The 12,502-nt window shown below is 73.9% G+C and carries 8 protein-coding genes; 6 read left to right on the top strand and 2 right to left on the bottom strand.

Features of this window, described 5'->3' with window-relative positions; genetic code table 11:
* Positions 1-7: 7 nt before the first annotated feature.
* Entirely contained in the window at positions 8-952 is a 945-nt protein-coding gene (locus ACIA3K_RS02690) for a GlxA family transcriptional regulator (RefSeq protein WP_396798704.1), read from the bottom strand.
* Between the two features lie 52 nt (positions 953-1,004).
* On the opposite strand from ACIA3K_RS02690, the gene ACIA3K_RS02685 reads away from it, so the two are divergent.
* From ACIA3K_RS02685 to ACIA3K_RS02660, 6 genes are all read left to right on the top strand, one after another.
* Positions 1,005-1,565, top strand: coding sequence for a DJ-1/PfpI family protein (locus ACIA3K_RS02685; protein ID WP_396798702.1), 561 nt, complete (start codon positions 1,005-1,007; stop codon positions 1,563-1,565).
* Between the two features lie 164 nt (positions 1,566-1,729).
* Positions 1,730-4,396, top strand: a complete 2,667-nt coding sequence (locus tag ACIA3K_RS02680; RefSeq protein WP_396798814.1) for a glutamate--cysteine ligase — start codon at positions 1,730-1,732, stop codon at positions 4,394-4,396.
* 98 nt (positions 4,397-4,494) lie between these two features.
* A complete protein-coding gene (locus ACIA3K_RS02675; RefSeq protein ID WP_396798700.1) occupies positions 4,495-6,273 on the top strand; it encodes an N-acetylglutaminylglutamine amidotransferase in 1,779 nt (592 codons plus the stop codon).
* Positions 6,274-8,109 (top strand): S9 family peptidase, encoded by a 1,836-nt coding sequence (locus tag ACIA3K_RS02670; protein ID WP_396798699.1) that lies wholly within the window; start codon positions 6,274-6,276, stop codon positions 8,107-8,109.
* Positions 8,110-8,126: 17 nt separating this feature from the next.
* On the top strand, positions 8,127-8,705 hold the full coding sequence (locus ACIA3K_RS02665; RefSeq protein ID WP_396798697.1) for a hypothetical protein: 579 nt from the start codon (positions 8,127-8,129) through the stop codon (positions 8,703-8,705).
* Positions 8,706-8,778: 73 nt separating this feature from the next.
* Positions 8,779-9,333: a dihydrofolate reductase family protein gene (locus ACIA3K_RS02660; RefSeq protein ID WP_396798696.1), complete on the top strand. Its 555-nt coding sequence runs from the start codon at positions 8,779-8,781 to the stop codon at positions 9,331-9,333.
* Between the two features lie 30 nt (positions 9,334-9,363).
* On the opposite strand, the gene ACIA3K_RS02655 is transcribed toward ACIA3K_RS02660, so the two are convergent.
* The gene (locus ACIA3K_RS02655; RefSeq protein ID WP_396798695.1) at positions 9,364-12,405 is read right to left on the bottom strand and encodes a BTAD domain-containing putative transcriptional regulator; all 3,042 of its coding nucleotides are present in this window, start codon (positions 12,403-12,405) and stop codon (positions 9,364-9,366) included.
* Positions 12,406-12,502: the final 97 nt, after the last annotated feature.

Raw genomic sequence — 12,502 nt, 5'->3', positions numbered from 1 at the left:
CGTCAGTTCAGGATGTGAAGGCTCGCCGGTACGCGGTAGGGGTGGTGGCGAAGGCCCGCTGGAAATGCGCACGGAGGTTGGTGGCGGTGCCCAGCCCGGTGCGCCGAGCGATCTCGTCGACGCTGATCCCGCCGACTTCGAGCAGGGTGCAGGCTGCGCGCAGCCGTTGCTGGATCAGCCAGGCTCGTGGCCCCATGCCGAACTTGCTCTGGAACGCCCGGTGCAGGGTGCGGGTGGACATCACCGCCTGTCGCGCGAGGTCCGCGACGGTGATCGGCTGCCGCAGGTTGCTGCTCGCCCAGGCGGTGACGTCGGCCAGTTCGTCGCCCTCACCCGTCGCCCCGACCGGGATGAACTGCGCCTGGCCGCCCGCTCGGTGCAGCGGGGTGACCATGTGACGGGCCCGCTCGATGGCGACCGCCTGCCCATGGTCGCGGCCGACGAGGTAGAGGCACATGTCGAGACCCGCGGCGAGTCCGGCGCTGGTGAGCACCTGGCCCTCGTCGACGTAGAGGGCGTTGGCGTCCACGAGCACCTCGGGGTGTTCGCCGGCGAGCGCCTCGGCGTGCACCCAGTGGGTCGTCGCGCGGCGGCCGTCGAGCAGGCCGGCCTGAGCCAGCGCGAACGCGCCGGTGCAGATCGACGCGATGCGCGCCCCGCGACGGTGTGCCAGTCGCAGCGCCTGGAGAGCGCGCGCCGGTGCCGGGCCGCGACGGAACCCGGGCACGATCACCGTGTCGGCGTCGCCGAGAGCGTCGAGCGTCGCCGCGACCGTCAGGTTCAGGCCCGCGGTGGTGGTGACGACCTGGCCGTCGTCCAGCGAACACACCGTCGTCGCGTACCGGCCGTGACCCTCGTGGCCGAAAACGTGCGTCGCAATGGTCAGGTCGAAGGCCACGACCCGGGGGAGAGCGAGAACGGCGACCCGATGCGTGGCGGAACTCTTACGCATGATGGCAAGGATGCCACTCGTCAGCCCCTGGTCAACGAGTGATCCTGACCGGGTGCGAATTGACATCGTGGTATTCGACGGCTTCGACGAACTGGACGTCTTCGGTCCTTTCGAGGTGCTCTCGGTCGCCGGGTTGGACGTGCGACTGGTCGCCGTCGAGCGGCCCGGCCCGGTCACCAGCATGCGTGGGGTCGAGCTCCGGGTCCCGGACGTGCTGGGGCCGGCCGACGGCGTCATCGTCCCCGGCGGCGGGTGGCTCAACCGGGCCGCCGAGGGTGCCTGGGCGCAGGCGCAGCGCGGTGAGCTTCCGGCGAGGCTGTCCGCGCTCGCGCCGTCGACGCGGTGGATGGCGTCGGTGTGCACCGGCGCGCTGCTGCTCGCGGCCGCCGGCCTGCTGACCGGCCGCCGGGCGACCACCAACCGCAACGCGTACGACGAACTGCGCGGCTACGACGTGACAGTCCTCGACGAGCGCGTCGTCGACGACGGAGACCGTGTCACGGCGGGTGCGCTTACGGCCGGGCTCGATCTGGGACTGTGGCTCACCGAACGGGAACTCGGCGGCGGCATGGCCGACGGGGTCGCCACCGCCATCGAATACGCCCGCGCCTGAGGCTTGCGGCCCGGTGTCCGAAGAGGATCAGCGGCCATTCGCGTAGTCGAACCCCCTGCCGGCGGAACGGCGCGTCACCTTAACGTGCCGGAAACACCCTCGGTACCAAGCCTGGGAACGCTCGTCGGACAGTCGAGACCACCGACACGCGAACCGGGGTGACCATGGTCGACAACACCACGAACGCGGCGACGTTCGACGGGCCGGTGGGCCGGTCCGGCAACGGACGGGCCGTGCCCGCGTCCCGTCCGGCTCCGGCCCCACCGGGGCACGACGACCCGGCGGACCTCGCCACCCTCGGCGTGGAGGAGGAGTTCCACGTCGTCGACCTGCACACCCGGGAGCTGGTGCCCCGGGCCGGCGAACTGCTCGACCGGCTACCGGCCACGTCGTTCACCGCCGAACTGCACCGCAGCGTGGTGGAGACCAACACCGCCGTCTGTCGCACCCTGGACGAGATCCGCGCCGAGCTGACCCGGCTGCGGCAGTCGGCGATCCAGGTCGCCGACCGGGCCGGGCTGGGCATCGTGGCGGCCGGTACGGTGCCGCTGCGCGCCGACGGCGACCCGAGCGTCACCCCCACCTCGCGGTACCGGCGGATGGTCGACGAGTACCAGTTGCTCGCCCGCGAGCAGTTGATCTGTGGCGCGCAGGTGCACGTGGGCGTCTCCGACCGGGACCTGGCGGTGGCCGTCACCCGCCGCGTCCAGCCGTGGCTGCCGGTGCTGCTCGCCCTCTCCACCAGCTCGCCGTACTGGATGGGCCAGGACAGCGGCTACGCCAGCGTCCGCTCGCTGGTCTGGCAGCGCTGGCCCACGGCCGGCGACCCGGGCGAGGTGACCAGCGCGGCCGACCACGAGGCCCTGGTCGCCGAGCTGATCTCGTCCGAGACCATCACCGACCCCGCCATGATCTACTTCGACGTCCGGCCGTCGGCGCACGTGCCCACCGTCGAGCTGCGCATCACCGACGCCAACGCCGACGTCGAGACGATCGTCCTGCTCACCGGCCTGTTCCGGGCGCTCGTGCGGCGGGAGGTCGCCGCCCTGCGCGCCGGTGTCGAGCGCACCGCCGTCCGGCCGCCGGTGCTGCGCGCCGCCGTGTGGCGGGCCGCCCGCTCCGGCCTCGAAGGTGACCTGCTCGACCTGCCCCGCTCGGCCCGGCCGGTGCCGGCCGCCGAGGCGGTCCGTCGCCTCGTGACCGATCTGCGCCCCCAGTTGGAGGCGACCGGCGACTGGGAACAGATCAGCGAGCTGACCCGGTACGCGCTGGAGCGGGGCAGCTCCGCCGCCCGACAGCGACGGGCGTACGAGCGACGGGGCCGCCTCGCCGACGTGGTCGACCTGCTGCTCGACGAGACCCGGGGTCGGGTGCGCCCGACCCTGCCCGGCTCGTCGACACCGCCCGCGCTGCCCACGTACGCCGATGCCGGCGACGAGGTCTTCGGTCCGGCGGGGCCGGCGCCCATGTACCGCCCGCTGCTCGCCGCCCTGCGCACCCTCGGTGCCGCCGGCCTGCGTCAACGCGAGCACGACCGGGACGAGGAGCAACGCGCCCGGGGCGTGACCTTCAGCGTGGCCGGCGAGGCCAGCACCCGCCTCTTCCCGGTGGACCTGGTGCCCCGGGTGGTGCCGGCCGACGACTGGCGGACGCTGCGGGCCGGCCTGGTACAGCGCGCCCGCGCGCTCGACGCGTTCCTGCGCGACGTCTACGCCGACCGGGCCGTGGTGGCCGACGGTGTCGTACCGGCCTGGGTGGTCGAATCCTCACCGGGGCTGCGCCCGACCGGCGCGCTCATGGGCCGACACGGCACGCGCGCCCAGGTGTCCGGAACCGATCTCGTGCGCGACCCCGACGGCGGCTGGTACGTGCTGGAGGACAACCTGCGGGTGCCCTCGGGCATCGGTTATGCCGTGCAGAACCGCCGGCTCACCCAGGCGGTGCTGCCCGAGCTGCCGGTGCCCGACGACCTGCTGCCCGCCGACGAGACGCCGGCGATGCTGCGCCGGGCGCTGGTCGCCGCCGCGCCGGCCGCCGCCGACGACCCCGCCGTGGTGGTGCTCAGCAGCGGTCCGGGTGACCCGGCCTGGTTCGAGCACCGGCTGCTCGCCGACGAGATGGGTGTGCCGCTGACCGAGAGCGGTGACCTGCTGGTCCAGGACGGCCGGGTGCACATGGTCACGGAGGGCCACCGCAGCCCGGTGGACGTGATCTACCTGCGGATGGACGAGGAGGCCCTGCTGCACGCCCCGGGCGCGGACGGGGTGCCGCTGGGCTGGCCGCTGCTCGCGGCGGTGCACGCCGGGCGGCTCACGCTGGCCAACGCGCTCGGCAACGGCGTCGGGGACGACAAGGCGCTGTACGCGTACGTGCCCCGGCTGATCGAGTACTACCTCGGGGAGAAGGCGCTGCTCGGCGACGTGCCGACGTACCTGTGCGGGGTGCCCGAGCAGCGCGCCGAGGTGCTGGGCCGGCTCGGCGAGCTGGTGCTCAAGCCGGTCGACGGGTACGGCGGCGACCGCGTGGTGATCGGCCCGCGCGCCGACGCGGAGGAGCTGGACGCCGTCCGGGAGCAGATCCTCGCCGCCCCACACCGGTGGATCGCCCAGGAGATGGTCACGCTCACCACCCACCCGGCCTTCGACGGTACGGCTCTCGCGCCTCGCCACGTTGACCTGCGGGCCTTCGTGTTCCTCGGCGAGACTGCGGAGGTGGCGCCGGTGGCCCTGACCCGGGTCGCGCCGGCCGGCAGCATGATCGTCAACTCGTCGCGGGGAGGTGGGTCGAAGGACACCTGGCTGCTCGGCGGAGCCGGAGAGCCCTCGGTGTAACCCACGCTTGATGCGGATGTCATCGGGACGCAACCGGGTCCACCAAGCCTGGACCGGTCAGCGGCCCGAGCGGACCGAGCCGATGAGAGGTGTGTGCCATGTGCGGTATCGGAGGCGAGTTCCGCCTCGACGGGGCGTCACCGGACCTGGCGGCCCTGGAGCGGATGCTCCCCGTCCTGTCCTCCCGCGGCCCGGACGGTGAGGGGCGGTGGCAGCACGGCCCGGCGGCGCTGGTGCACCGCCGGCTGCGCATCATCGACCTGTCCGACACCGGCGCCCAGCCGATGGTCGATCCTGAGCTGGGCCTCGCCCTGGTCTTCAACGGCTGCATCTACAACTACCAGGAGCTGCGCGACGAGCTGACCGCCGCCGGCTACTCCTTCCGGTCCACGTCGGACACCGAGGTGATCCTCAAGGCGTACCACCGGTGGGGGACGGCGTGCGTCGAGCGCCTGTTCGGGATGTTCGCGTTCGCCCTCGTCGAGTTGGCCACGCACACTCTCGTGCTGGCCCGCGACCGGCTCGGCATCAAACCCCTCTACCTGGCCGAGACGCCGGGCCGCATCCGCTTCGCGTCGACGCTGCCGGCGCTGCTCGCCGCCGGTGACGTGGACACCGCCCTGGACCCGGTGGCGCTGCACCACTACATGAGCTTCCACTCGGTGGTGCCGCCGCCGCGCACCATCCTGGCCGGCGTCCGCAAACTCCCGCCCGCCACCGTGCGGGTGATCACCGCCGACGGCCGCAGCACCGACACCGTCTACTGGCGGCCCGAGTTCAACCGCGCCGCCGCGCCGGCCATGTCCGCCGAGGAGTGGCAGGAACGGATCATGGCGGCGCTGCGGACCGCCGTACGGCGGCGCATGGTCGCCGACGTGCCGGTCGGAGTGCTGCTCTCCGGGGGCCTCGACTCCAGCCTGATCGTGGCCCTGCTCGCCGAACAGGGCCAGACCGGGCTGGCCACCTTCAGCATCGGCTTCGAGGCGGCGGCGGGGGAGACCGGCGACGAGTTCCACTACTCCGACCTGATCGCCCGCCACTTCGACACCGACCACCAGCAGATCCGCATCGACGCCGCCCGTTTCGTGCCGGCCGTGCACGACGCCATCGCGGCGATGAGCGAGCCGATGGTCAGCCACGACTGCGTGGCGTTCCACCTGCTCTCCGAGGAGGTCTCGAAGCGGATCACCGTGGTCCAGTCGGGCCAGGGCGCGGACGAGATCTTCGCCGGCTACGACTGGTATCCGCCGATGGCCAACGTCGCCCGCGAGGACGCCGTCGAGGCGTACGCCCGGGTGTTCTTCGATCGTCGCCACGACGCGCTGGCCGGCCACCTGGCGCCCGAGTGGATGCTCGACCACGACGCGAGCCTGGAGTTCGTCACCGCGCACTTCGGCGCGCCGGGCGCGGACACCGCGCTCGACGCGGCGCTGCGCCAGGACAGCCTGGTGATGCTTGTCGACGACCCGGTCAAGCGGGTCGACAACATGACGATGGCGTGGGGGTTGGAGGCCCGCGTGCCGTTCCTCGACCACGAGGTCGTCGAGTTGGCCGCCGCCTGCCCACCGGCGCTCAAGCTGGCCCTGGGCGGCAAGGGCGTGCTGAAGGCCGCGAGCCGGGGCATCGTCCCCGACGAGGTGATCGACCGGCCCAAGGGCTACTTCCCGGTGCCGGCGATCCGGCACCTCTCCGGTCCGCTGCTGGACGACGTCCGGGACGCGCTGACCGCGCGCCCGGCGCGCGAGCGTGGTCTGTTCCGCAAGGACTACCTGGAGGAGTTGCTGGACACGCCGAACGCCCAGCGGACCACGTTGGGTTCCAACGCGCTCTGGCAGCTCGGGCTGCTCGAGCTCTGGTTGCAGCGGATCGGGGTTTAGATGAGCGTACGGACCGAGGTACCGCGCCGGACCCGCCCCGCGCGGCACCGGCCGGCGGTGACCCCGCCTCCCGGCGAGGACTTCGCGCCCGCGCCGGCGCCGGACGGCCGGCGGGTGGCGTACGTGTCCGACCGGGCGGGCACCCCGGCCGTCTGGGTCCGGGACGTGGACGCCGTCGAGGCCGTCGCGCTGCCCGGCGGCGACGAGCCGGTCCTCTCGGTGAGCTGGTCCGCGGACGGGCAGTGGCTGGCCTGCGTCGTCGCGCCCGGCGGCGCGCCCCGCACCGAGCTGTGGGTGCTGCGCCCGGACGGTACGGGACTCCGCCAGGTCGCCGGCTTCGGCCGCCGCAGCGCGAGCCTGTCCCGGTGGCTGCCCGGTGGCGCGCTGATGGCGGTCACCGAGAGCGCCGAACGGAGCGCCGCCGTACTCGTCGACGCCGAGACCGGGCAGCGGCGGGTGCTCGCCGAGGACGACCTGCTCATCCTCCTGGACGTCACCGACGACGGCGGGTCCGCCCTGCTGCGGCGTGGCCCCCGTAACGCCCGCTGGCTGGAACTGCTCGACGTGACCACCGGCGACCGGGTACGCCTGCTGCCGGACACCGGCCGGGGCAGCACCGATCAGGGCTGGTTCGGCCCCGACGGGACGAGCGTGCTGGCGCGTACCGACGCGTTCTCGGAGCTGGCGGCGCTCGTGCGCGTCGACCTCGCGCGACCGGCGCTGACCCCGACGCGCGTCGCGGCGCGGCCGGACGCGGAGCTGGAGCACGTCGCGCTCGACACCCGGCGGGAGCGGGCCGCGCTGCTGTGGAACACCTACGGCGGGCGCAGCGAGTTGAGCCTGTTCGACCTGACCAGCGGCATCCAACGGGCGGTGACCGCCCCCGGCGAGGTGCTCAGCGACGCGGTCTTCGCCGACGGCGGTGACCTGCTCTGCCTCACCGCGCAGGGGCCGGTGCAGCCCCGTGAGGTGTGGCTGGTCGACCCGGCGACCGGCGACCCGCGCCCGCTGCGGCCGGACACCGACGCCGCGCGTACGGGTGGCCCGGGTGTCGCGCCGCAGCTGGTCGACCTGCGTGCCCACGACGGGTTGCCGCTGTCCGGTTGGCTGTACCGCCCGGCCGGCCCGGGCCCCTGGCCGACGGCGATCAGCCTGCACGGTGGTCCCGAGGCGCAGGAACGCCCCGGCTACAACCCGCTGTTCCAGGCCCTCGTCGCGCAGGGCATCGCGGTGTTCGCGCCGAACGTGCGCGGCTCGTCCGGCTTCGGCCGCTCCTTCGTCACCGCCGACAACCTCGCCGGCCGGTACGGGGCCATCGCCGATGTGGCGGCGTGCGCCGAGCACCTCGTCGACAGCGGTGTCGCGATTCCGGGCCACCTCGGTTGCCTGGGCCGCTCCTACGGCGGCTATCTCGTACTCGCGGTGCTGGTGAACTTTCCCGGCCTGTTCGCCGCCGGCGTGGCCGAGTGCGGCATCTCCGACTTCCGCACCTTCTACGCCGGCACCGAGCCGTGGATCGCCGCCGCCGCCGTCAGCAAGTACGGCGACCCGGTGCGCGACGCGGAGCTGCTGCGCGACCTGTCGCCGATGACCCGCATCGACCAGCTCGACGTGCCGGTGATGCTCATCCACGGCGCGAACGACACCAACGTGCCGGCCGGGGAGTCGGCGCAGGTGGCGCAGGCGCTCGCCGCCCGGGACGTGCCGCACGGGCACCTCGTGCTCGCCGGTGAGGGGCACGACTTCCTGGCCCGCGACAACGCCGAGGCGGCGCGTACGGCCACCACCGCCTGGCTGACCCGGCACCTCGCCACGACGGTGATCACCCTCGGCTGAGGCGTTATCCTGCGCCGGTGGACGTCACGGCGCAGGGTGAGCGGCTGGCCGCCGACCTGGGCCGGTCCCTCGCCGAGCTGACCTTCGTCGACCTGGACACGGACGAGGTCACGGCGCTGGTGATCGACGCTGTGGTGCGGTGGGCCAGGGCGCAGGGCTGGCGGGTCTATCGGCGGGCGCCCAGCGTGCTGCCGTTGCCGCCGCCGATGCAGCAGCGACACTCGGTCCTCGACGTGGCCTGCGCCCGCCCGGACGGGCCGCCGGTGGTTCTGGAGGTCGACCACACCGACCGGGCCCGAACGGTCCAGAAGCTGACCGCGGAGGCGGACGCCGGGCGGATCCCCATCTGGGTGCGCTGGGGCGTCGGCCGGTTCACCGCCCCACCACCACCGGTGGCGATGGTGACCGTCGAGGTCACCCGACGCTCCGGGCCGGCCGGGCGTGGACGCCTGCACAGCCGCGTCGACGACCGGCCCGCGCCGGAGCACTCGGCCGGCGGCGGCACGGCGGCCACGCAGGCGCTGCCGATCCCGCTGGTCGACCCGCTGGTCGACCCGCTTCCGGACCCGCTTTCGGACCCTGGCAAGGGCACCTGAAGCGAATCGTAAGCGGGGCCCGGCAGTGTCCTGGGTGTCACCGGAGAACACGACCGACACCCAGGAGATACCGATGCGCAAGCTCGTCAACTCGACCTACATCACCCTCGACGGCGTCATCGAGAACCCGATGTGGACCGCGCCGTACTTCGACGAGGAGGCCATGGGCCTCGCCGGCGAGCTGACCGACGCCGCCGACGCGATGCTGATGGGCCGGGCCACCTACGACGGTATGTCCGTCGCCTGGCCGCAGCAGGACGAGAGCGACCCGACGACCGGCGCGGCCTACTTCAACAACGTCAAGAAGTACGTCGCCTCGACCACCCTCACCGACCCCACCTGGAACAACACGGAGGTGCTCCAGGGAGACCTGGTCGAGGCGGTCCGCAAGCTCAAGGCCCAGGACGGCAAGAACATCATCCAGTACGGCTTCGGCTCGGTCACCGCCCAGCTCGTCGACGCGGGCCTGGTGGACGAGGTCCGCTTCTGGATCCACCCGGTGTTGCAGGGCGCGTCCAGCGTGACGACGCCGCTGAACGACTTCACGGCATCGTTCGACCTGCTCGACACCCGGGTGCACAAGAGCGGCGTGATCGTCGCGACGTACCGGCCGAAGAGCGCCGCCTGACCGTCGCCGGGGCCGTCGCCGACGGTCGCCTCAGAGCTGGGCCCGGGCCTCGCCCGGGCTCAGCTTCGTGCCCTCGGCGAGGAGCGCGTCGAAGCGGTCCGGCCCGAGGGCGGCCCGCAGTCGCCGGGTCACCCGGTCGACCTCGTCGCGTTCGGCCGGCGCGCACGGCGACCGAGTGGCCAGCCGGGCGGCCGTCGCCGCGCCGAGCAGCCGGGCCGCGACCTCCGGCACGCGTACCGCCGATGCCATCCCCTCCAGCGCGAAGATCGCGTCCCGGGGCGCGGCCATCGCCTCGGCGGCCTCGAACGCCTCGACGTGCAGGGCCAGCGCGGCGTCCGGGTCGCCACCCTGCTCGATCGCGTGCCCCAGCTCGACCAGGACCGGCGGCAGGTACAGCGCGGGCTGGGCCTCCGCGCGTCCCCGCTCGGCGAGGTTGCCGAGGTGGGTGACGGCCAGGTCGAGCTTGCCATCGCGGCGGGCCGCCAACCCGAGGCTCAGCTCCGCGAAGACCAGCGCGCCCGGGGCGTCCTGCTGCACCGCCAGGTGGTACGCGCGTTCGGCCAGCTCCCGGGCCTGCGAATAGTCCCGGGTCTGCACCGCCAGCCAGGCCAGCCAGGACAGTTCGGTGCACACCTGCGGCCACAGCCGCAACTCCTCGGCCCAGCGCAGCCCCTCGGTGTGCAGGGCGGCGGCGCGTACGTGGTCGCCGCGCATCTCGGCGAGCCCACCCACCCACTCGGTGGCCTGGAGCCGGCCCCACCGGTCGCCAATCTCGGCGAAGAGCGCCGCGCTGCGGGTCGCCGTACGCTCCAGGGTCGCCTGGTCACCCGCTACGTGCGCGATCTTGGCCTGCGCGGCGAGCACGGCCGCCTCGGTCCACGGGTCGACGTCCGCCGGCATCAGCTCCATGGCCAGGGCCAGGTCACTGTGCTCGATCAGCGCGTTCGCCGCGAACCACGCGCCCCGGCCGCCCGGGTCGCCGGCGACCGCCGCCCGGACGTCGGCCGGCGCGACCGCCGCGCCCCGCAGCAGCGCGAACCCGACCCGCCAGGGGGCTGCTCTCCGCTCCTGTTCCGGGTCGCCGGTGACGGCCAGGGCTCGACCCGCCTCGGTGAGCCGGCCGCGCAGATACCAGTACCAGCTCAGCGCCACCGCCAGTCGCAACCCGCCCCCGTGCGCCAGCGCCGCGCGCAGGTTCGCCGTCTCGGCGTCCAGCAGCGCCAGCCACCGCCGCTGCTCGGGCCCGCGCAACTCCGGGTCGGCGCGCTCGGCCAGCTCGGTGTAGTAGCCGGCGTGCCGCGTGCGGACCTCGTCGGCGTCGTCGAGGCGGTCCAGGCAGAACGCGGCGACCGATTCGAGCAGCCGGTAGCGCGGCCCGTCGGGAGAGTCGTCCAACACCACCAGCGATCGGTCCACCAGCCGGGCGAGGGCGTCCAGGTCGGTGCGGCAGACCAGTTCGGCGGCCTTCGGCGTGCAGCCGTCGCGGAACACCGCGAGCCGGGCGAGCACCTGCCGGTCGGCCTCGTCGAGCAGGTCCCAACTCCAGCCGATCACCGCGGTCAGGGTCCGCTGGCGCGGCGGCACGTCGCGTTGCGGGGTGCTGAGCAGCCGGAACCGGTCGTCGAGGCGCTCCACCACGCCCTGCACGCCCAGGGCGCGGACCCGGGTGGCGGCCAGCTCCAGGGCCAGCGGCAGACCGTCCAGGCGACGGCAGAGCTGGGCGACGGCCGGCGCGGTGCGCTCGTCGAGGCGGAAACCGCGCTGCTGGGCGGCGGCGCGGGCGGCGAACAACCGGGCCGCCGCCGAGCGCCGGACCGCGTCCGGGTCACCGTCCGACGGCGGCACCGACAACGGGGGTACGTCCCAGAGCAGTTCGCCGGTCAGGCCGAGGGGTTCCCGGCTGGTGGCGAGCACGTGCACCCCGGGCGCGTCGCGCAGCAGCCGGGCGACCAGCGTGGCGACCGGCTCGACGACGTGTTCGCAGTTGTCCAGGACCAGCAGCAGGTGCCGTTGCCGCAGTGCCGTGACGAGCCGGTCGGTGGGGGACAGGCTGGCACCGGCGGCCTCGCGAACGTCGAGCGCGCCGAGCACCTGCTCGGCGACGCCCGGGTCGCCCGCCGGCAGCGGCGCCAGCTCGACCAGCAGGACGCCGTCCGGCGGAGACTGGGTGCGGGCGGCCTCGGTGGCCAGCCGGGTCTTGCCGACACCACCCGGCCCGACCAGTGTGACCAGGCGCTGCCCGGGCAGCAGGGCGCGCAGCTCGGTCAAGGCCTCGGCCCGGCCGACCAGTTCGTCGAGCTGCGCCGGCAGGCTGTTGCGGATGATCGCGGCCTTCGGCGGCGCGCTCAGACCGGCGTCCTGTTCGAGGATGCGGCGGTGCAGGGCGACCAGTTCGGGGCTCGGGTCGAGGCCCAGCTCGTCGGCGAGCCGGTCCCGCAGGTCGGTGTAGCTGTCCAGCGCCTCGGACTGGCGACCGGCCGCGTACAGCGCGCGGAGCTGCACCGCCCGCAGCCCCTCGTGCAGGGGATTGCGGGCCACCAGCTCGGCCAGGTCGGCGGCGGCCAGGTCGTGCTCGCCCCGGGCCACCCGCGCCTCGGCCAGCCGCTCGTGCACGGCGAGACGCTGCTCGGCGAGGCGGGTCGCCTCGGCGCGGACGAACTCGGCGTCGGCCACGTCGGCGTACGCGTCGCCCCGCCACAGCGCCAGGGCCTCGGTCAGCCGGCCGACGTCGGTGTGCCGGGCCAGTTCGGCGAACCGGTCGGCGTCGACCGTCCCGGCCCGCAACAGGTAGCCGGGAGCGCGGGACTCGACCAGGTTTCGGGCACCCGGCTCGGCGTCGTTGAGCGCCTTGCGCAGCTGCGACACCCGCACCTGGAGCGCCCCGGTGGGGTTGGCGGGGGAGTCGTCACCCCACAGGTCGTCGATGAGCCGGTCGGCGGAGACCACCTGGTTGCGGTTGGTGAGCAGGTCGGCCAGGAGGACGCGGACCTTGGCGCCGGGCACCACCACCGGCTCGCCGGCGTCCGTGGTGACGGCGAGCGGCCCGAGCACCCCGAACTGCACGGCGGTCATCTTAGGCCGGTATCGACGTCCCCGGTCGGACCGAAGGGTTCGGCACGGTCCCGAACGCCGGTAAGCCGACCTGAAGCGGACCGTAAGCGGGCCGGCG

Source organism: Micromonospora sp. NPDC051543 (assembly GCF_044454415.1).
In the GTDB taxonomy this organism is placed as follows: Bacteria; Actinomycetota; Actinomycetes; order Mycobacteriales; family Micromonosporaceae; genus Micromonospora.
This window is presented reverse-complemented; position numbering and strand designations above follow the sequence as displayed.

Coding starts and splice junctions, on each gene's coding strand:
- ACIA3K_RS02690 (WP_396798704.1), bottom strand. CDS start 952: ATGCGTAAGAGTTCCGCCACGCATCGGGTCGCCGTTCTCGCTCTCCCC.
- ACIA3K_RS02680 (WP_396798814.1), top strand. CDS start 1,730: ATGGTCGACAACACCACGAACGCGGCGACGTTCGACGGGCCGGTGGGC.
- ACIA3K_RS02675 (WP_396798700.1), top strand. CDS start 4,495: ATGTGCGGTATCGGAGGCGAGTTCCGCCTCGACGGGGCGTCACCGGAC.
- ACIA3K_RS02670 (WP_396798699.1), top strand. CDS start 6,274: ATGAGCGTACGGACCGAGGTACCGCGCCGGACCCGCCCCGCGCGGCAC.
- ACIA3K_RS02660 (WP_396798696.1), top strand. CDS start 8,779: ATGCGCAAGCTCGTCAACTCGACCTACATCACCCTCGACGGCGTCATC.
- ACIA3K_RS02655 (WP_396798695.1), bottom strand. CDS start 12,405: ATGACCGCCGTGCAGTTCGGGGTGCTCGGGCCGCTCGCCGTCACCACG.